This is a genomic window from Rhodospirillum centenum SW (genome assembly GCF_000016185.1).
Classification (GTDB): Bacteria; Pseudomonadota; Alphaproteobacteria; order Azospirillales; family Azospirillaceae; genus Rhodocista; species Rhodocista centena.
In genome coordinates this window covers 2,101,615-2,119,850 of sequence record NC_011420.2, presented here as the reverse complement: position 1 = coordinate 2,119,850, position 18,236 = coordinate 2,101,615, and the positions used below count along the sequence as shown (strand labels likewise).

General features: G+C 71.6%; 18 protein-coding genes. 9 read left to right on the top strand and 9 right to left on the bottom strand.

From position 1 onward, the window contains the following. Positions 1-180: 180 nt before the first annotated feature. Together RC1_RS09895 and RC1_RS09890 are read left to right on the top strand one after the other, a co-directional pair. Complete coding sequence (locus RC1_RS09895) at positions 181-1,218, top strand: ATP synthase subunit B family protein (RefSeq protein ID WP_012567236.1); 1,038 nt, start codon at positions 181-183, stop codon at positions 1,216-1,218. A 146-nt stretch (positions 1,219-1,364) separates the two neighbouring features. Beyond that, positions 1,365-2,564 (top strand): MFS transporter, encoded by a 1,200-nt coding sequence (locus tag RC1_RS09890; RefSeq protein ID WP_012567235.1) that lies wholly within the window; start codon positions 1,365-1,367, stop codon positions 2,562-2,564. Positions 2,565-2,571: 7 nt separating this feature from the next. On the opposite strand, the gene RC1_RS09885 is transcribed toward RC1_RS09890, so the two are convergent. From RC1_RS09885 to RC1_RS09855, 7 genes are all read right to left on the bottom strand, one after another. After that, positions 2,572-3,711, bottom strand: a complete 1,140-nt coding sequence (locus tag RC1_RS09885; RefSeq protein WP_012567234.1) for an ABC transporter permease — start codon at positions 3,709-3,711, stop codon at positions 2,572-2,574. Further along, complete coding sequence (locus RC1_RS09880) at positions 3,708-4,694, bottom strand: ABC transporter ATP-binding protein (protein WP_012567233.1); 987 nt, start codon at positions 4,692-4,694, stop codon at positions 3,708-3,710. The genes RC1_RS09885 and RC1_RS09880 overlap by 4 nt, the downstream gene beginning before the upstream one ends. Further along, complete coding sequence (locus RC1_RS09875) at positions 4,691-5,743, bottom strand: HlyD family secretion protein (RefSeq protein WP_012567232.1); 1,053 nt, start codon at positions 5,741-5,743, stop codon at positions 4,691-4,693. Before RC1_RS09875 ends, RC1_RS09880 begins: the two co-directional genes overlap by 4 nt. Then, positions 5,740-6,372: a TetR/AcrR family transcriptional regulator gene (locus tag RC1_RS09870; protein ID WP_012567231.1), complete on the bottom strand. Its 633-nt coding sequence runs from the start codon at positions 6,370-6,372 to the stop codon at positions 5,740-5,742. The genes RC1_RS09875 and RC1_RS09870 overlap by 4 nt, the downstream gene beginning before the upstream one ends. Positions 6,373-6,456: 84 nt before the next feature. Continuing rightward, a complete protein-coding gene (locus RC1_RS09865) occupies positions 6,457-7,251 on the bottom strand; it encodes a hypothetical protein (protein ID WP_012567230.1) in 795 nt (264 codons plus the stop codon). Positions 7,252-7,392: 141 nt separating this feature from the next. Continuing rightward, entirely contained in the window at positions 7,393-8,043 is a 651-nt protein-coding gene (locus tag RC1_RS09860; RefSeq protein WP_012567229.1) for an MlaC/ttg2D family ABC transporter substrate-binding protein, read from the bottom strand. An 80-nt stretch (positions 8,044-8,123) separates the two neighbouring features. Continuing rightward, on the bottom strand, positions 8,124-8,978 hold the full coding sequence (locus RC1_RS09855; RefSeq protein WP_012567228.1) for an MlaA family lipoprotein: 855 nt from the start codon (positions 8,976-8,978) through the stop codon (positions 8,124-8,126). Positions 8,979-9,377: 399 nt separating this feature from the next. Between RC1_RS09855 and RC1_RS09850 the strand changes: the two genes are divergently transcribed. The 5 genes from RC1_RS09850 (at position 9,378) to RC1_RS09830 (ending at position 14,242) form a co-directional block, all read left to right on the top strand. Next, entirely contained in the window at positions 9,378-10,367 is a 990-nt protein-coding gene (locus tag RC1_RS09850) for an ArsR/SmtB family transcription factor (protein ID WP_012567227.1), read from the top strand. After that, positions 10,364-11,308, top strand: coding sequence for a methylenetetrahydrofolate reductase (metF, locus tag RC1_RS09845; protein ID WP_012567226.1), 945 nt, complete (start codon positions 10,364-10,366; stop codon positions 11,306-11,308). Before RC1_RS09850 ends, metF begins: the two co-directional genes overlap by 4 nt. A gap of 16 nt (positions 11,309-11,324) precedes the next feature. Beyond that, a complete protein-coding gene (locus tag RC1_RS09840; RefSeq protein ID WP_012567225.1) occupies positions 11,325-11,828 on the top strand; it encodes a DUF2141 domain-containing protein in 504 nt (167 codons plus the stop codon). A gap of 134 nt (positions 11,829-11,962) precedes the next feature. Further along, a complete protein-coding gene (locus tag RC1_RS20090) occupies positions 11,963-12,586 on the top strand; it encodes a beta/gamma crystallin-related protein (RefSeq protein ID WP_049766683.1) in 624 nt (207 codons plus the stop codon). A gap of 153 nt (positions 12,587-12,739) precedes the next feature. After that, positions 12,740-14,242 carry a sensor histidine kinase gene (locus RC1_RS09830; protein ID WP_184446178.1) on the top strand — a complete coding sequence of 501 codons (1,503 nt, stop codon included), beginning with the start codon at positions 12,740-12,742 and terminating at the stop codon, positions 14,240-14,242. Between the two features lie 48 nt (positions 14,243-14,290). On the opposite strand, the gene RC1_RS20085 is transcribed toward RC1_RS09830, so the two are convergent. Then, complete coding sequence (locus RC1_RS20085) at positions 14,291-14,470, bottom strand: hypothetical protein (RefSeq protein ID WP_012567222.1); 180 nt, start codon at positions 14,468-14,470, stop codon at positions 14,291-14,293. A gap of 168 nt (positions 14,471-14,638) precedes the next feature. On the opposite strand from RC1_RS20085, the gene RC1_RS09820 reads away from it, so the two are divergent. Beyond that, positions 14,639-14,848 carry a DUF2188 domain-containing protein gene (locus RC1_RS09820; protein WP_012567221.1) on the top strand — a complete coding sequence of 70 codons (210 nt, stop codon included), beginning with the start codon at positions 14,639-14,641 and terminating at the stop codon, positions 14,846-14,848. 26 nt (positions 14,849-14,874) lie between these two features. Beyond that, complete coding sequence (locus RC1_RS09815; RefSeq protein ID WP_012567220.1) at positions 14,875-15,501, top strand: hypothetical protein; 627 nt, start codon at positions 14,875-14,877, stop codon at positions 15,499-15,501. A 21-nt stretch (positions 15,502-15,522) separates the two neighbouring features. Here RC1_RS09815 and metH read toward each other — a convergent pair whose 3' ends face one another. Then, positions 15,523-18,234, bottom strand: a complete 2,712-nt coding sequence (gene metH, locus RC1_RS09810) for a methionine synthase (RefSeq protein ID WP_049766682.1) — start codon at positions 18,232-18,234, stop codon at positions 15,523-15,525. Positions 18,235-18,236: the final 2 nt, after the last annotated feature.

The window sequence follows — 18,236 nt, the reverse complement described above, 5'->3', positions numbered from 1 at the left end:
GGCCCTGCCGGCCGCGCCACTGCCTTCGGAACCGCCGCCGGGTGCCCGCCCGGCGGCGGTTTCCGTTTTTACGGGCGGAGTCTGCCACCATCGCGTCGCATCTCCGCCCGATATCCACCACTGCGGTGCTGTGCTATGGGGGCTGGCGGCCCGTTGCCGTCCCAGACCGGAGTCCCCAGCATGTCCGCTCCCGGCCGGCCGCGTCCGGCGTTCCCGTTCCCGGCCCTCGCCCTTCCCCTGCTGCTCGCGGCCTGCGTGCCGCCCGTTCCCGGCGAGGACGTGGTCTGGGGTCCGCCCTCGCCGAGCCGCCCGCCGCCTTCCGACTACTACGATCCCCCGTCCTGGTACCGCGACGACGACCGCGACGACCGGGTGCGCGACTACCGCTACAACGGTCGCTGCGACGATCCGCGCTACGAGACCTCCAATGGCGGCAAGGCCGACCACGGCACCGACGAATACGACTGCCTGCTCTACGGCAACGGGCTGCGCGGCAAGTATGTCAGCGGCAAGCGCGAAGGGACCTTCGCCCGCAACAGCGTCTGCGACGATCCCACCTACGCCTACACCACGGGCCGGGCGCAGCCGGGCACCGACCAGTTCGACTGCACCCGCTACGGCCGCGGTCTGAAGGTGTTCTACCGGCCGGGCACGCTGCCATCGCCCCCGCCGGTGGTGGACCACCGGCCGCCGCCGCCCCCCGTCGTCCGGCCCGATCCAAGGCCCGATCCAAGGCCCGATCCCCGGCCCGACCCGCGGCCGCCGCGTCCCGATCCCGACCGCTTCGATCCCGACGATGGCCGGGACCGGCCGCCGCGGGTGGACGAGGCGCTGCGCCGGGCACGGGAGGAGGCGGCCCGGGAGGAGGCGCAGCGCCGCCGGGCGGAGGACGAGGCCCGCCGGCAGGCCGACTCCGAACGCCGCGCCCATGAGGAAGCGCGCCGCCGCGAGGAGATGCGGGAGCGCGCCGAGAGGGAACAGGCCGCGCGCGAACAGGCGGACCGGGAACGCGCCGCCCAGGAACGCGCCGCCCAGGAACGGGCCGAGCGCGAGGCGCGCGAGCAGGCTCAGCGCGACCAGGCGGCCCGGGAACAGGCGGCCCGCGAGCAGGCCGAGCGCGAGCGCATCGCCGATCCCGACGACGGCCGGGACCGCCCGCCCCGGGTGAGCGAGGCGCTGCGCCGGGCCCGCGGTCAGCCGCAGGTGCAGGAGCACTGACGGCTTCTCCGGGGGCATCCGGGAGGCGGACCGGCCTGTCGTTCCGGTTGCCACGGCGGCCGTTCCGCTCCACCTTTCTGGGGCAGCTCCGGAACAGGGCCGTCCGTCCCGGACCGTCCGCCGGGGCGCCCGAGCCGGGAACCGCCATGGCCCCCACCCGTCCGCTGCTGGTGCTGACCTGCGGGTCGCTGGCTCTCGCCCTGGCCCTGGGCATCCGTCAGGATTTCGGCCTCCTGCTCGCCCCCATGGCGGCGGACACCGGCTGGTCGCTGGCCGGGCTGGCCTTCGGGCTGGCGCTGCAGCAGCTCGTCTGGGGCGTGGCGCAGCCGCTCGTGGGGGCGCTCGCCGATGTGAAGGGACCCCGCATCGTCGTCGCTGGGGGTGGTGTGGCCTTCGTCGCGGGGCTGCTGCTGATGGGGTTCGGCGGCTCGCTGCCGCTGTTCCAGCTCGGGGCCGGGCTGTTCATCGGCACGGCGCTGGCGGCCGTGGGCTTCTCCGTCGTGCTGGGAACGGTGGCGCGGGCAGCGCCGGAGGCGCGGCGCAGCCTCTATCTCGGCCTCGCCAGCGCGGGCGGCAGCTTCGGCATGTTCGCCTTCGTGCCGCTGGGGCAGGGCCTGATCGGCGGGCTGGGCTGGCAGGGGGCGCTTCTGGCGCTGGCCCTGACGGCGCTGGCGATCCCTGTCCTGGCGCTGGCGCTGGGCGGCCCGCCGCCGGCGCACCGGACCCTGCCGGGCGGCGGGCTGGGGCAGGCCCTGCGGGCGGCGTCGCGGCATGACGGGTTCTGGCTGCTGACGGCGGGCTTCTTCGTCTGCGGCTTCCACGTCGCCTTCATCAGCGTGCATCTGCCCGGCTATGTCGCGGCCTGCGGGCTGGCGCCGGAGATCGGGGCCTGGTCGCTGGCTCTGGTCGGGCTGTTCAACGTGGCGGGCAGCCTCGCGGCCGGGCAGCTCGGCGGTCGGTACCGGCCGAAGGTCCTGCTGTCGGGCATCTACTTCGCCCGCGGGCTGGTGCTGCTGGCCTTCCTGCTCTCGGCCAAGACGCCGGCCGTGACCCTGGCCTTCGCGGCGGCGATGGGGTTCCTCTGGCTCTCCACGGTGCCGCTGACGACGGGGGTGGTGGCCGGCATCTTCGGGCCGACCTATGTCTCCACCCTGTTCGGGCTGGTCTTCCTGGGCCATCAGATCGGCGCCTTCCTGGGCGCCTGGGCCGGCGGGCTGTCGGTGGAATGGCTGGGCAGCTACGACGCCGTCTGGTGGGCCTCGGTCGCGCTCGCCTTCTTCGCGGCCCTGGTCCACCTGCCGATCCGCGACGCCCGCCTGCCGCAGACCGTGACGGGTGCCGCCTGACCCGGCCTCAGTCCAGGGTCTGCCGGTAGCGGTTCAGCGCCAGTGTCGCCACCACGGCAAGGAACAGGAGCAGCGGCCACAGGCTGGGCCAGACCTCGGCCAGCCCGTTGCCCTTCAGCATGATGCCGCGGACGATGCGCAGGAAGTGGGTCAGCGGCAGCACCTCGCCGACCGTCTGCGCCCAGTCCGGCATGCCGCGGAACGGGAACATGAAGCCCGACAGCAGGATCGACGGCAGGAAGAAGAAGAACGTCATCTGCATCGCCTGAAGCTGGTTCTTCGCCACCGTGGAGAACAGGAAGCCGACCGACAGGTTGGCGGCGATGAAGGCCAGCAGCGCCAGCAGCAGCACGGCCGGGCTGCCCACCATCGGCACCCCGAACAGCAGCCGGGCCGCCGCCATCACCAGCACCACCTGGACGAAGCCGACGCCGATGAAGGGAAGGATCTTGCCCAGCATCACCTCCGCCGGGCGGATCGGCATGGCCAGCAGGTTCTCCATGGTGCCGCGCTCCCGCTCGCGGGTGACGGCCAGCGCCGTCATCAGCACCATGGTCATGGTCAGCACCACGCCGACCAGACCGGGCACCACGTTGTACTGGGTCAACCCCTCCGGATTGTAGCGGCGGTGGACCGCCAGCTCGAACGGGGCGGGGGTGGGCGCCAGCCCGGCCAGCGCCCCCGTCAGGTCCGGTGCCAGCCCGATCAGCGCCACCTGCTGCAAGGCCGCGACCGCGTTGCCCGTGGCGGCGGGGTCAGTCGCGTCCGCCTCCACCAGCAGGCGGGGCCGGTCGCCGCGGACCAGATCGCGGGCGAAGCCGGCCGGGATCGTGACGACGAACTGCACCTCCCCCCGCTCCAGCAGCCGGTCGGCCTCCGCCTCGTCCGCCGTCACGGCGACGATGCGGAAATATCCCGTGGTCTCCAGGGTCGTCAGCAGCGTGCGGGTGAAGGGGCCCTGGTCCGCCACCCGGACGGCGGTCGGAAGATGCCTGGGGTCGGAGTTGATGGCGAAGCCGAACAGGGTGAGCTGGAGCACCGGGATGCCGACCATCATGGCGAAGGTCAGCCGGTCCCGCTTCATCTGGATGAACTCCTTGACCATCATCGCCAGAAGACGGCCGGGGGCGAAGCCGGGGCGGCTCATGACGCGGCCCTCCGGGCGGGACCGGCGGCAGCGGCGGCCTTGCCGGCGGCGGGCGCGAACTGGTCGCGCACCCCGTTCATCAGATGGATGAAGACGTCCTCCAGCCCCGGCCCGCCCTCGCGCCAGCGCAGCTCCGGCTCGTCGCGGAAGGCGGCGACGGCGGCGTCCAGGCGCGCGCTGTCGCTGCCGCTGACATGCAGGGCGGCGCCGAACGGGGCCACCATCTCCACCCCCGGCCGGCCCGCCAGCTCGCGCGCCAGGGCGGCGATGCGGGCGTCCGGCCCGGCGACGTACCAGGTGCGCAGCCCGGAACCGCGCACCACCTCCTCCACCGTGCCGTCGGCCAGCAGCCGGCCATAGGCCAGATAGCAGATGCGGTGGCAGCGCTCCGCCTCGTCCATGTAGTGGGTGCTGACCAGCACGGTCATGCCGTCGGCGGCCAGCGTGTGGATTTCGTCCCAGAACTCCCGCCGCGCCTTGGGATCGACGCCGGCCGTCGGTTCGTCCAGCAGCAGCAGCTCCGGCCCGTGCAGGATGCAGGCGGCCAGCGCCAGACGCTGCTTCCAGCCGCCCGACAGGGTTCCGGCCAGCTGGTCGCGGCGGTGTGCCAGCCCCAGCCGGTCCAGCGCCGCCGCGACCCGCGCCGGCCGGTCGGGCAGGCCGTAGAGGCGGGCCACGAAGTCCAGGTTCTCCTTGATGGAGAGGTCCTCGTAGAGGCTGAACCGCTGCGTCATGTAGCCGACGCGGCGCTTGATCTGCCATGCCTCCCGCACGATGTCGAAGCCCAGGCAGGTGCCGCTGCCGCCGTCCGGCAGCAGCAGGCCGCAGAGCATGCGGATGGTGGTGGTCTTGCCGCTGCCGTTGGGGCCCAGGAAACCGTAGATCTGGCCGCGCCGTACCTGGATGGAGAAGCCGTCCACGACCGTCTTCGGGCCGAAGCGCTTGGTCAGCCCGGTGACGTCGATGGCCGGGGCGGCGCTCATGGCGCGCCTCCCACCAGGCTGCCGGCGCGGACGATGGCCCGCAGCACAAGCTCCACGATGCCGATCCGTCCGGCCACGCCGATCGCTGTACGCCGGACCGTGACCGGCTGGCCGGGCAGCAGGTCCCGCGCCGATCCCTGCGGTTCGGCCTCGACCCGGAAGACCAGCTTGGCCCGGGTTTCCAGGCTGTAGATGACGGGTGGCGTGTACTCCGCCTCCGGCGCCACGAAGCTGACCCGCGCGCTCAGCCCGTCCGGGCAGCCGGTGCAGGACAGTGCCACCGTGTCACCGGGGTGCAGCAGGGCGCGCTGCGGTTCCGGCACGAAGAAGACCAGCTTCACCTGCTCCGGCGGCAGCAGCGTGACGACGGGGCCACCGGCCGGCACCCATTCGCCCGGCCGGCGCACCGTATCCTCCACCAGCGCCGCCGCCGGGGCCGCGACGCGGCGCTGCGCCAGCCGCCACTCGGCCTGGGCGACGGCGGCGCGGGCGGCCTCCACGGCGGCTTCGGCTGCCTGAATGGCGTCGCTGCGGGCGGGCAGGCGGGCGGTCGCCAGCTCCGCCTTCACGGCGGCGACCTCGGCCTCGGCCTGCCGCGCGTCGGAGCGGGCGAGGTCCAGCCGGGCGCGGGCGGCCACGTCGCGGCTGGCCAGATCCTGCTGCCGGCGCAATTCTGCGGCGGTGTAGGTGGCCAGCGCCTCCGCCTGCCGCAGCCGCGCCTCGATCCGGGCGATCTCCTCCGGCCGCAGGCCCAGCCGCAGGTCCGCGAGCTGCGCCATGGCCTGGGCCAGCCGGCCCTTCGCTTCGGCCAGGGCGGCCTGCTGCTGGGTGTCTTCCAGGGCGAACAGGGGCTGGCCGGGGACGACCCTGTCGCCCTCTGCCACCGCCAGATCGACCAGCCAGCCGCCCTCCGGTGCGGCCATGCGCAGATACTGCCCCTCGACATAGCCCTGGAAGCCGCTTTCGCCACCGTCGCCGCAGCCGGCCGCCAGCAGGAGGAGGGGAAGAAGCGCCAGCGCCGCGCGCGGCGGCCGGGGGCGGCGGGTCATGGCGTCTCCTCCGCGGCAAGGCCGCGCAGCAGGATGTCCAGATGCGTTTCCAGATGGCGGGTCGTATCGATGGCGAAGGCGTCGTCCAGCGGCTCGAAGGTCGTCCGCCACATCACCATCATCAGGAAGGGGGCGACATACAGCCGGGCGACCAGCAGCGGGTCCTGGCGGCGGAACTCGCCGCGCGCCATGCCGCGCTCCAGGATGGACGCGATCAGGCCCAGGCCGCGGTCCACCACGGCGCGCTTGTGGAAGCGGGCCAGGTCCGGGAAGTTCGCCGCTTCCGCCAGCACCAGCTTGGGCAGGACGATCAGCCGGCGGTTTTCCAGCAGGCGGCCCAGGATGCGCAGGGTGGTCCGCAGCAGCTCGGACATGCGGCCCTCGTAGCCGGCGACCACGGTCTCCAGCCGCTCGATGTTCGGCAGCAGGGCGGAATGCACCAGCGCCTCGAACACCGCCTGCTTGGACGGGAAATAGAGATAGAGCGTGCCCTTCGACGCCCCGGCGCGGGCGGCGATGTCCTCCATCCGGGTGGCGGCGAATCCCTTCTCCGCGAACAGGTCCAGCGCCGCCTCCAGCAGTTCGGCGGGGCGGGTCTCCTTGCGGCGGCGGGGCAGGGGGTCCGGCATGGGGGCACATTAATTACTGACTGGTCAGTCATTAATGTGCCGAGGCTGTCCCGCTGTCAAGGGCGGCCCGTCAGGCGCCCGTCGTCAGGGGAAGGCGGTATCCAGCCGCAGCGCCCGCACCCGGGTCCGGTGCGTCCGTCCACCCGGCAGTTCGCCCGCGGGCGCCAGCTCCCAGTCCCAGTCCTCCACCGTGCCGGCCGGCAGGGACACGCCGAACAGCGGGTCTTCCCGCTCCACGACGCGCCCGTCCCGGTCCAGGGTGGTCCGCGCGATGTCGGTCACCAGCAGGACCGGGCAGCGGAAGCCGCGCAGATGGGCCAGATGGGCGGCGATGACGGCCCTTCCATAGGCGTCCGCATCCGTCTCCGGCCAGCGATGCAGCGCCGCCGCCAGCGGCAGCAGGGGAAGCTGGGAGAGCAGATTGACGGAGAGCACGAGGTCGATCCCGGGATCGTCCAGGAAGGCGGCACAGCCCGGCGGGGGCGGGGCCGTGCTGGCGGGGTCGGTCAGGGCCGCGGCCGTGCCCGTCAGGTCCAGGGTCGCCAGCGTGACGGCGCCCCTCCGGGCGCGCCAGGCTGCCAGCCGCGCGGCCGGCGGCTGGGCGGCGTCGGCCAGCACCACGCGCCCGAAGCGGCCGGTCAGGTCCGCCAGCGGCACGTCGGCCAGGGGACCGGAGCCGAGCACCAGCACCGTGCGGTGGCAGGCGCTGGCGGCGACGGCCGCCCGGATCGCCGCCTTCGTCCGCTCCCGGTGCGGCGCCCAGGCGCGGGCGCAGCGCCGGCCGCGGGCGGCGCAGGCCGTCGCGGCATAGGCATGGCCCAGCCGGCGCAGCGGGGCGGGGCAGTCGGTCAGCCAGGAGTCGGCCAGTTCGCGCAGCATCCCGGCAGTGTAGGGGTGCGTCCCGCCGGCGCAAGGGTGCCTGGAAACGCCGACGGCCCCGCCTCGGGGAAGGCGGGGCCGTCATCGGCGGGCCGGGAAACCGGCCCGCGGGCACAGAAGAAGCGGTTGCCGGGTCTGGCTTTACCGGGCCTGGGCGGTCTGCGCCCGCTTGCGCAGGGCGTCCAGCAGCGCATCGATGTTGCCGCCGTTGCTCTCGATCACCGAGGCGAACTCCGACCGCTGGGTGACGCTCATGCTCACCCCTTCGACCACCACATCGACGATGCGGTAGCCGCCGTCGCGGGCGCGGACGCGCCAGTCCACCTTCACCGGCGGTCCGTTCGGCCGCAGCACCTGGCTGCTGACGATGGCGTCCTTGGTGCCGTCGGCGCGGGACGCGGTCACCTCGAAGGTCTCCCCGGCATACTGGTTGAACCGCTGGGCGTAGACCTCGACGATCATGCGCTCGAAGAGCTTCATGTACTCCTGGCGCTGTGCCTCGCTGGCCGTGTTCCAGTAGCGGCCCAGCACGAAGCGGCCGATCGTGGTGACATCGAAATTCTCGTTCAGCAGGCGGCGGAATTCCTCAACCGCCTGCTCGTCCGTGACCTTCGGGTCGGCCAGCACCGCGATGGCGCGGTCGCCCAGGGACTCGACGAAATCGCCCGCCCCCTGGGCCTGCGCCTGGGCGACAGCGGGCCGCAGGGCCGCCGTGGTCAGGGTGCCGGTCAGAACCGTCGCCGCGGCCAGCGCCGAGACGAAGACAGTGCGGAGGACAAGGCTGCGATTCATCTTCACGATAGGAGTATTGCTTGTCATGACTCTGCCATCCTGGGAAATCTGGCGTCCGGACTCAGTGATGCGCATCACGCTCAGTCCTCATAGTCCGGAATGTCGGGATACTGGTCGGGCGCCGGCGCACCGTCGCGGATCCAGTTGTCCCGTCGTTGGCGATAAAGTGACCGCATCGCGGCATAGTAGTCGAAGCTGTTCGCCTTCAGATCGTCGATCACGTCGATATAGCCGGCCCGGGTGTCCACGGCGGCCAGCCCGTACCGGACATAGGGAAACCACTCTTCGCCGGTGTTGTTCGCGTAGTTGTTCCAGGGATCGGCCAGTGTCTCCGCGAACAGGGCCGGGCCGTCCCGCAGGGAGGACGGACCCAGCAGCGGCAGCACCAGATACGGGCCCTCCGGCAGGCCCCAGACGGCCAGCGTCTGGTCGAAACTCTCATACTCGTAGGGAAGCCCGTTCTTCGCCGCCACGTCGATCAGCCCGGCCAGCCCTACCGTGCTGTTGATGACGAACCGCTGGGTGACGGTTCCCGCCCCGTCCCAGTCGCCTTGCAGGAGCTGGTTGGTCAGGTCCAGCGGCGCCCGCAGGTTCTGGAGCACGTTGCGCACGCCCACCTGCACCGGGTCCGGCAGCACGGTCTTGTAGATCACCGCCAGCGGCCGGATCAGCACCGTGTCCACCGCCTCGTTGAACCAGAAGATGCCGCGGTTCAGTGGCTCCAGCGGATCGTTGACGGACCGCGTGTCGGCCGGCGCCCCGCCGCCCGGCGGAACGGTCAGGGATGCGGGCGCCGAGGTGGACGCGGACAGGGTGCCGTCGGCCGGTGCTGCGCCGCCCGGCCGGTCATCCGTCCGGTTCGACGCGCACCCGCTCAGCAGCGCGCCCGTCAGAAGGGCGGCGGCGACAAGCCTGATCGGATGCGGGATCGGCATGGCGGAACGGGACTCCCAGCGGACGGGGCGATTTCGGCGGGCTTCCAGCATTCCGAGGCGATATAAGGAAGCGCGGGGGCATGACAACCGCCGGGCTCGACGGTCTGGCATGCGGTGCCGTCGTCGGGCGGTACGCTAACGAACCCGGATTTCACGAAAGTGTTCCCTCAGCCGGTTCCTGCGGGCGCCGTCGGGGGGCCAGGGACGCAGAAGCGAGGCTCCCGGAAACGAGGGGCGCAAAAGCCCTTGCCCGTGGGTCGGCGGGGTCATAAAGATATCTTTATGTGTTTAAGCCTCTGTGGCTCGGGACCGGCCAGCCTGGCGGGGCGCCGGGACCCGCAGGACGATAGGACAGGCAGGCCGGCGGTTGGTGCGGACGGGCCGGCGCGGAGGAGGTGGATGGAGTTCCTGCTGAACGCGCTGAAGGCGGCGGCCGAGCCGACCCGGCTGCGCATGCTGGCGTTGTGCGCCCATGGCGAACTGTCGGTCAGCGAGCTGACCCAGATCCTGGGCCAGAGCCAGCCGCGCGTCTCCCGCCATCTCAAGCTGCTCTGCGAGGCCGGGCTGCTGGACCGCTTCCGGGAGGGCATCTGGGCCTATTTCCGGCTGGCGGAGCGCGGCCCCTGCGCCGAGCTGGCGCACACGCTGGTGGACGCGATCCCCGGCGACGACCCGACGCTGGCCCTGGATCTGGAGCGGCTGGAGACGATCCGGCGGGCCCGGCGCGAGGCCGCGGCCCAGTATTTCCGGGAGAACGCCGCCCGCTGGCACGAGATCCGGTCGCTGCACGTCCCCGAGCGGGAGGTGGAGGAGATGCTGCTGCGCCTCGTCCCCACGGAGGGGGTGCAGGACCTGCTGGACATCGGCACCGGCACCGGCCGCATGCTGGAGCTGTTCGGTCCCCGCGTCGGCCGCGCCATCGGCGTGGACAGCAGCCGCGAGATGCTGGCCGTGGCGCGGGTGAACCTGGAGCGGGCGGGCCTGCGCAACTGTCAGGTCCGGCTGGGCGACATGTACCAGCTTCCGCTGCCCTCCCAGAGCTTCGACGCCATCATCGTGCATCAGGTGCTGCACTATGCGGAGGAGCCGTCGGACGTGCTCTATGAGGCGTCGCGCCTGCTGCGGCCCGGCGGCGTGCTGGTGGCGGTGGACTTCGCCCGCCATGAGCAGGAGGTGCTGCGCAGCGAGCATGCGCACCGCCGCCTGGGCTTCGACGATGCCGAGGTGGCGGGCTGGCTGGCCCAGGCGGGGCTGCTGCCGGGCCCCGTCGTCCACCTGCCCGGCGACCCGCTGACCGTCACCATCTGGCGCGCGGTACGCCCGGCCGACCCGGGCGTCGTCGCCGTTCCCGAAACCCCGATCGAATTCGTGTCCGGAGCCCTGTCATGAGCCTCGCAGACCTCGTGGATGCCGTGGCCCCCCCGAAGCCGCTTCTGGAGTCGCCCTCCGGCCTCCGCGTCAGTTTCGAGTTCTTCCCGCCGAAGACGGAGAAGATGCAGGAGTCGCTGTGGCAGTCCATTCACCGGCTGGCACCGCTGGGCCCGGCCTTCGTCTCCGTCACCTACGGGGCCGGCGGCTCGACGCGCGAGCGCACGCACGCCACCGTCACCGCCATCCAGGCGGAGACGGGGATTCCGGCCGCCGCGCATCTGACCTGCGTCGCCGCCACGCAAGAGGAGATCGACGCCGTCGCCCGCGCCTACTGGGATGCCGGCATCCGCCACATCGTCGCCCTGCGCGGCGACCCGCCGCCGCGCCCCGACGGCACGGGCGGGCTGGGCGGCACCGGCTACCAGCCGCATCCGGGCGGCTACGCCTATGCCGCCGACCTGGTCGCCGGCCTGAAGCGGGTGGCGGACTTCGAGATTTCCGTCGCCTGCTTCCCCGAGGTGCATCCGGAGGCGCGCAGCGCCGAGGACGATCTCGACAATCTCCGGCGCAAGGTCGATGCCGGCGCCTGCCGTGCCATCAGCCAGTTCTTCTTCGACCCCGATGCCTTCCTGCGCTTCCGCGACAAGGCGGCGGCGCGCGGCATCGACATCCCGCTGGTGCCCGGGGTCATGCCGATCATGAACTTCGCCAAGGCGGTGGAGATGGGCGGCAAGTGCAACTGCGCCGTTCCCGCCTGGATGACCGACCTGTTCGACGGGCTGGACGAGACGCCGGAGACGCGCCAGCTCGTCGCCGCCACCGTGGCGGTGGAGCAGTGCCGCTATCTGGAGCGGGAAGGGGTGAAGCAGTTCCACTTCTACACCCTGAACCGGGCCGAACTGACGGTCGCCATCTGCCACATGCTCGGGGTCCGGGCGAAGCGCCCGCCGACGGCGTGAGCCTGGGGGCGGGCGGATGACGGCGGGCGGTTCCTCCAGCGGTGAACGGCGGACCGGCGCTCTGCCGGCTGCGGCCCTGCTGCTGACGGCGGGAGCGCTGGCGACGGGAGCACTGTCGGCGGGGCTGGCGCCCGCGGCCTCCGCGACGCAGCTCAGCCTGACCGTCACCAACCTCGCCACGCTGCCCGACGGCGGCCGCGGCGAGGTGCTGGTGCAGGTGTTCGACAGCGCCGAGGCCTATGGCCGTGGCACCGGCCCCGTGGCACAGGCGCGTCTGCGGCCCGAGGGCGACCGGCTGACGGCCCCCCTGGCCGACCTGCCGCCCGGCCGTTACCTGATCCGGGTGATCCAGGACCTGAACGGCAATGCCCGGCTGGATACCGGATTCCTGGGTATCCCGCGGGAACCGTTCGGCTTCAGCAACGATGCCATCGGCAGCATGGGACCGCCGTCCTTCGAGGCGGCGGCCATCCCGGTCGGCGACCAGCCGGTCACGGCAGCCATCGCCCTGCGGCGGTGACCCGACAGCGCCCTGCCGCCGCCCGGTCGGCGCCCCGGGGATGCCCTTGAGGCGCCATAAACCCCCGCCAGACTTCTCCCCGGCTGTCCCCCGAGGCGCCCAGGCGCCGGGGACCGGCATCGAGGTGAAGGATGATGCGCAGTCTCTTGGCCGGTGTGGCCCTGGCGATGTGGGCGGGATCGGCCGCCGCCGGCTCGATCACGCTCTTTTCCGAGGCCGACTTCCGCGGCGAGCGCACGACGCTCCGCTACGCTATCGGGAATCTGGCCGAGTATCCGCCCTGGAACGACCGCGCCCGGTCACTGGTCGTCAGCTCCGGAACCTGGGAAGTCTGCCGCCACAAGAATTTCAAGGACTGCACCGTGCTGCGCGCCGGATCGCGGGTGGGCGATCTGGGCCAGATCGGCATGTTCCGCCAGATCTCCTCCCTGCGCGAGCTGGACGCCTACGGCCGGCGTGACGACCGCTGGGATGATCGCTGGAACGACCGGCCGCGCTACGGCTGGAACGACCCGTCGCCGCCCCCGCCGCCCTGGGGCTGGGGGCCGCCGCGGCACGATGACGGCATCCACTGGGACGACGACCGCTCCGGCGGCCTGAGCCGCTGTCAGGCCAAGGTGTACGAAGGCTTCGTGGACCGTTTCGGCTACCGTGCCCGCGCCAGCTTCTCCGGCCGGCCGGACGACGGCACGATCTGGTGGAACCGGGAGGCCTGGCGCTTCCGATGCAGCAACGGCCGCGTTCACATCTGGCAGTGACACCGGTCCGGTCCCGGCCGGTCGGGCCGATACGGCCCAAGGTCATACGCCGTTGGCCCGGTGCCGCTCCGCCCCACGGCTGATTGGCGGGGACGGCAAACCCTTCCACCATCCCCCATCCGGACCCGTGACCGGCGATCCGCCAAGGGGATGATGAGCGAGACCGATACCGACCCCGGATCCACCCGGGCTCTGCTGACGATGCTGGCGGGACAGGCCGGCAGGGCCGCGACCGGCCTGCCGGCCGGGACGGACCTTCTTCTGCGGACGATCCTGTCCCGGATTCCGGAGGGCATCGCCATCGCCGAGGCTCCCACGGCCGCGATCCGCTGGGCCAGCGATCTTGCCCTGGACATGCTGGGCCGCGACGTCCTGTGCTCCGGCGGTGACGCCGGGGCGGCATCCCTGCCGCTGTTCCGGGTCGGCGACGGCCGCCCCGTTCCTGCCGAGGACCAGCCGCTGACCCGCGCCGTGCGCAACGGGGAGACGGTGACGGACGAGGAATGGCTGCTGCGCCATGCCGACGGCCGGCTGCTGCCGGTGCTCTGCAACGCCGGCCCGATCCTGGACCGGCAGGGCGGCATCACCGGCGGTATCATCGCCTGGCGCGACATCAGCGCCCTGCGCGCGGCCGAGGCCGGCGTGCGGGTCGGGGCGCAGCGGCTGCGCAGCCTGGTCGGCGCCACCAGCTCCATCATCTGGACGACGGACGCGCTGGGCCGTTTCGTGGAGCCGCAGCAGAGCTGGGAGCGCTACACCGGCCAGGGCTGGGACGCGCACCGCGGCTTCGGCTGGGTCGAGGCCCTGCACCCCGACGACCGCGCCGCCGTGCTGGACTCCTGGACCCGGGCCTGCGCCGAGGGGGCGGTCTACCGGACGGAAGGCCGCGTCCGGCACGCGGAGAGCAACACCTATCGTCCCTTCGTCGCCCGCGGGGCGCCGGTGCGCGCGGCGGACGGGACGGTGCTGGAATGGATCGGCACCTATACCGACGTCTCCGCCCGGCGGGAGGCGGAGCGGAATCTGGAGGTGACCCTGCGCGAGAAGGATCTGCTGTTGCAGGAGATGAACCACCGGGTCTTCAACAGCTTCCAGCGCATCGCCACGATCGTCAGCCTGCAGTCCGCCCGCTCCGCCGACGCCGCCGTGAAGGAGCATCTCGGCAAGATCTACCACCGCATCCAGACGATGGGGCTGGTCCACCGCCGTCTCTATTCCGGCCGCTCCGTGGACCGGATCGACCTCGGCGGCTATCTGACGGAGCTGTGCGCCGACATCCAGCAGGTGATGGCGGACAAGGACGATCAGTGGCGCATCGAGGCGGACTGCGACTCCCAGCCGGTTGCCATCGACAGCGCGGTGCCGCTGGGGCTGGTCGTCAACGAACTGGTGACCAACGCCTGCCGCCACGCCTTCGAGCGGCGCTGCCCGGGCCTTGTGCAGGTCGCGTTCCGGCAGACGCCGGACGGTTTTCTCCTGAGCGTCGCCGATGACGGCTGCGGCCTGCCCGACCCGATTCCGGCACCGCAGGGGGCGCTCGGCATGCTGCTGATCCGCAGCCTCGTCGGCCAGCTCGAAGGCAGCCTGAGCGTGGACCGCGCCGGGCCGGGAACCTGCTTCAGGATCGCCCTGCCGCGGACCTCCCTGGTCCGCTGACCGCCGGCCCACGCTGCCCGCGGGCCGGAGCCGTTCCGGGGGCCGGGGTCATTCCTCCTCGGTCGCTTCCGGTGCCGTCGCGTGGGTGTAGAACGCCGCGACGGCGATCCCCGCCAGCACGGCGAAGGCCTGCGCCTCGGCCTGCGGCGCCTGGATCAGGCCGTCCGCGACGTGATGGGCGGACAGCCCGGACACGATACCCAGAATCGACGAAAGAACCGCCCGCATCCCCGTTTCCTCCCTTGCTGCCGCAGCAGCGGCGGTCCGTTGCAACAGGCGCCAGGGCCGCCTGTCGCGCGGGTCATGAGGGGGAGGGGGCGGAGGCCCGTCTCGATCCGATCTTGCGCCCGCCTTATGGTTGAGTGAGACTGATCGGACGGTTGTCGGAGTTCCCCGATGAAGAACGCCCACCACGTCATCCCTTCGGCGGACGGAAGCTGGAATGTCCGGCGGTCCGGGGCAGCGCGCGCCTCCCGTCGGTTCGACAGCCAGGCCGATGCGATCCGTTATGCCACCGACAAGGCCCGCAAGGCGCAGGGCGAGCTGTACATCCATCGCCGTGACGGCGTGGTCGTCGGCCGCGACAGCTTCGGTCCGGCCCGGTAGGTAGCCCCAGGGACCGCTGGCCGCGCATGTCGTTCGAGACCAGCGTCTTCATCAACTGTCCCTTCGACGACGAATATCTCCCGCTTCTCCGGCCGATCCTCTTCTGCGTCGTCGATCTCGGGCTGGTTCCCCGGATCGCCCTGGAGAGTTTGGATTCCGGCGAAGCCCGGATTGCCAAGATCGTCCGTCTGATCCGGGAGTCGCGGTTCGGCATCCACGACCTGTCCCGCCTCAAGGCACGGCGGAAAGGGGAGTTCTTCCGCCTCAACATGCCGTTCGAACTGGGGCTCGACGTGGGCAGTCGCCTCTTCGGGCCGCCGGAATTCGGCGTTAAGCGGTGCCTGATCCTGGAGGCCGAGCGCTACCGCTTCCAGGCGGCCATCTCCGACCTGTCGAATTCCGACATCGCGGTCCACCGGAACGAGCCGGAGCTGGCACTCACGGAAGTGCGCAACTGGCTCGTCGGCGTCGCCGGGCTCCGGCAGGTTCCGGGGCCTGCTGCCCTGTTCGGCCGCTTCAACGAGTTCATGGGCGATACCTATGACCGGCTGCGCAGCCGCGGCTACTCCGACACCAACATCGAAGCCCTGCCGGTGCCGGAGCTGATGGACTGCATGCGCGACTGGGTCACGGGCAATCCGCGGCCACACTGACAGCACGCTGAGGGGACCGCCTCACGCCGCCGCGGGGGCGGCGGCGGCGCGGGCGTCGGCGTCGGGGTCGTAGTTCAGGTTCGGGGCCAGCCAGCGTTCCATGGCCGCCACCTCCATGCCCTTGCGCCGGGCATAGTCGGCCACCTGGTCGCGCTCGATCTTGCCCAGCCCGAAATACTTCGCCTCGGGATGCGCGATGTACCAGCCGCTGACGGCGGCCGTCGGCATCATGGCGAAGGTCTCGGTCAGGCTGATGCCGGCGGCCTTCTCCGCGTCCAGCAGGCGCCAGAGGGTGGCCTTCTCCGTGTGGTCGGGGCAGGCGGGATAGCCCGGCGCGGGGCGGATGCCGCGGTAGGCCTCGGCGATCAGCTCTTCGTTGCTCAGGGTCTCGTCCGGGGCGTAGGCCCAGAACTCCCGGCGGACCCGCTCGTGCATCCGCTCGGCGAAGGCCTCGGCCAGCCGGTCGCCCAGCGCCTTCAGCAGGATGGCGTTGTAGTCGTCGTGCGCCGCCTCGAAGGCGCGGGCGCGCTCCTCCAGCCCGTGCCCGGCGGTGACGGCGAAGCTGCCGATCCAGTCGGGCACGCCGCTCTGCTTCGGGGCGATGAAGTCGGCAAGGCACAGATGCGCGCGCTCGCGGCCCGGCTCGCGCGCCATCTGCTGGCGCAGGAAGTGCAGCCGGGTCAGCACGGTGGTGCGGCTCTCGTCGGTGTAGATCTCGACGTCGTCGCCCACGCTGTTGGCCGGGAACAGGCCGATCACGCCGCGGGCGGTCAGCCACTTCTCCCCGATGATCCGTTGCAGCATCACCTGCGCGTCCTTGAACAGGCCGCGCGCGGACTCGCCCACGATCTCGTCGTCCAGGATGGCGGGGAAGCTGCCGGCCAGCTCCCACGCCTCGAAGAAGAACTTCCAGTCGATGCGGGTCGCCAGCTCCGCCAGGTCGTAATCCTCGAAGACGGTCACGCCGGGCGCCGCCGGCCGCACGGGCGCGTAGGCCGACCAGTCCGGGCTGAAGCGGTTGGCCCGGGCGTCCGCCAGGGACAGGCGGGCGCGGCCGTACTGATTGCGCTCGTGCGCTTCGCGCATGCGGGCATAGTCGGCCTTGATCCCGCCGGCGTAGCCCGTCTTCGCGTCCGCGCTCAGCAGGTTCTGCGCCACGCCCACGGCACGGCTGGCGTCCAGCACATGCACCACGGGTCCCGCATAGTGCGGGTCGATCTTCACGGCGGTGTGGACCTTGCTGGTGGTGGCGCCGCCGATCAGCAGCGGGATGTCGAAGCCCTCCCGCGCCATCTCCTTGGCGACGAACACCATCTCGTCCAGCGACGGGGTGATCAGGCCGGACAGGCCGATGATGTCCACCTTGTGCCGGCGCGCCTCCTCCAGGATCTTCGCGCAGGGCACCATCACGCCCAGATCCACGACCTCGAAGTTGTTGCACTGGAGCACGACGCCGACGATGTTCTTGCCGATGTCGTGGACATCGCCCTTCACGGTCGCCATCAGCACGCGGCCGGCGGAATCGCTGCCGCCCCCGCCGCCCGCGGCGGCCTTCTCCTCCTCGATGAAGGGCAGCAGGTAGGCCACCGCCTTCTTCATCACGCGGGCGGACTTCACCACCTGAGGCAGGAACATCTTGCCGGCGCCGAACAGGTCGCCGACGACGTTCATGCCGTCCATCAGCGGCCCCTCGATCACGGACAGGGGTCGGTCCGCCTGCCGGCGGGCCTCCTCCACGTCGGTGTCGATGTACTCGTCGATGCCGTGGACCAGCGCATGGGTCAGCCGCGCCCGCACGTCCTGCTGGCGCCAGGACAGGTCGGCCTCCTTCTTCGCGGCGCCGCCCTTGTACTTGTCGGCCACCTCCAGCAGCCGGTCGGTGGCGTCCGGCCGGCGGTTCAGGATCACGTCCTCGACCCGCTCGCGCAGCTCGGCCGGGATCTCGTCATAGACCGGCAGTTCGCCCGCGTTGACGATGCCCATGTCCATGCCGGCCGGGATGGCGTGGTAGAGGAACACCGAATGCATCGCCGCGCGCACGGCGTTGTTGCCGCGGAAGCTGAAGGACACGTTCGACAGGCCGCCGGAGATGTGGCAGCCGGGGCATGCGCGCCGGATCAGGCGGGCCGCCTCGATGAAATCGACGGCGTAGTTGTTGTGCTCCTCGATGCCCGTCGCCACGGCGAAGACGTTGGGATCGAAGATGATGTCCTCGGCCGGGAAGCCGACCCGGTTGACCAGGATGTCGTAGCTGCGCCTGCAGATCTCGACCTTGCGGTCGCGGGTGTCGGCCTGTCCCTTCTCGTCGAAGGCCATGACGACGACGGCCGCGCCGTAGCGCCGGATCTTCCGGGCGTGCTCGATGAACGGCTCCTCCCCCTCCTTGAGGGAGATGGAGTTGACGATGGGCTTGCCCTGGACGTTCTTCAGCCCGGCCTCGATGACGCTCCACTTCGAGCTGTCGATCATCACCGGCACGCGGGCGATGTCCGGCTCGCTGGCGATCAGGCGCAGGAAGCGGACCATCGCCGCCTCGCTGTCCAGCATCGCCTCGTCCATGTTGACGTCGATGACCTGGGCGCCGTTCGCCACCTGCTCGCGCGCGACGTCCAGCGCCGCCTCGAAGTTGCCTTCCAGGATCAGCTTCTTGAACCTGGCCGAGCCGGTGACGTTGGTGCGCTCGCCGACATTGACGAAGAGGGCGGTGCGGGGGGTGGTGCTGTCGGTGGTCATGG

Coding starts and splice junctions, on each gene's coding strand:
- RC1_RS09820 (WP_012567221.1), top strand. CDS start 14,639: ATGAAGAACGCCCACCACGTCATCCCTTCGGCGGACGGAAGCTGGAAT.
- RC1_RS20090 (WP_049766683.1), top strand. CDS start 11,963: ATGCGCAGTCTCTTGGCCGGTGTGGCCCTGGCGATGTGGGCGGGATCG.
- RC1_RS09860 (WP_012567229.1), bottom strand. CDS start 8,043: ATGAATCGCAGCCTTGTCCTCCGCACTGTCTTCGTCTCGGCGCTGGCC.
- RC1_RS09855 (WP_012567228.1), bottom strand. CDS start 8,978: ATGCCGATCCCGCATCCGATCAGGCTTGTCGCCGCCGCCCTTCTGACG.
- RC1_RS09870 (WP_012567231.1), bottom strand. CDS start 6,372: ATGCCGGACCCCCTGCCCCGCCGCCGCAAGGAGACCCGCCCCGCCGAA.
- RC1_RS09880 (WP_012567233.1), bottom strand. CDS start 4,694: ATGAGCGCCGCCCCGGCCATCGACGTCACCGGGCTGACCAAGCGCTTC.
- metH (WP_049766682.1), bottom strand. CDS start 18,234: ATGACCACCGACAGCACCACCCCCCGCACCGCCCTCTTCGTCAATGTC.
- RC1_RS09890 (WP_012567235.1), top strand. CDS start 1,365: ATGGCCCCCACCCGTCCGCTGCTGGTGCTGACCTGCGGGTCGCTGGCT.
- RC1_RS09885 (WP_012567234.1), bottom strand. CDS start 3,711: ATGAGCCGCCCCGGCTTCGCCCCCGGCCGTCTTCTGGCGATGATGGTC.
- RC1_RS20085 (WP_012567222.1), bottom strand. CDS start 14,470: ATGCGGGCGGTTCTTTCGTCGATTCTGGGTATCGTGTCCGGGCTGTCC.
- RC1_RS09850 (WP_012567227.1), top strand. CDS start 9,378: ATGGAGTTCCTGCTGAACGCGCTGAAGGCGGCGGCCGAGCCGACCCGG.
- RC1_RS09840 (WP_012567225.1), top strand. CDS start 11,325: ATGACGGCGGGCGGTTCCTCCAGCGGTGAACGGCGGACCGGCGCTCTG.
- metF (WP_012567226.1), top strand. CDS start 10,364: ATGAGCCTCGCAGACCTCGTGGATGCCGTGGCCCCCCCGAAGCCGCTT.
- RC1_RS09875 (WP_012567232.1), bottom strand. CDS start 5,743: ATGACCCGCCGCCCCCGGCCGCCGCGCGCGGCGCTGGCGCTTCTTCCC.
- RC1_RS09865 (WP_012567230.1), bottom strand. CDS start 7,251: ATGCTGCGCGAACTGGCCGACTCCTGGCTGACCGACTGCCCCGCCCCG.
- RC1_RS09815 (WP_012567220.1), top strand. CDS start 14,875: ATGTCGTTCGAGACCAGCGTCTTCATCAACTGTCCCTTCGACGACGAA.
- RC1_RS09830 (WP_184446178.1), top strand. CDS start 12,740: ATGAGCGAGACCGATACCGACCCCGGATCCACCCGGGCTCTGCTGACG.
- RC1_RS09895 (WP_012567236.1), top strand. CDS start 181: ATGTCCGCTCCCGGCCGGCCGCGTCCGGCGTTCCCGTTCCCGGCCCTC.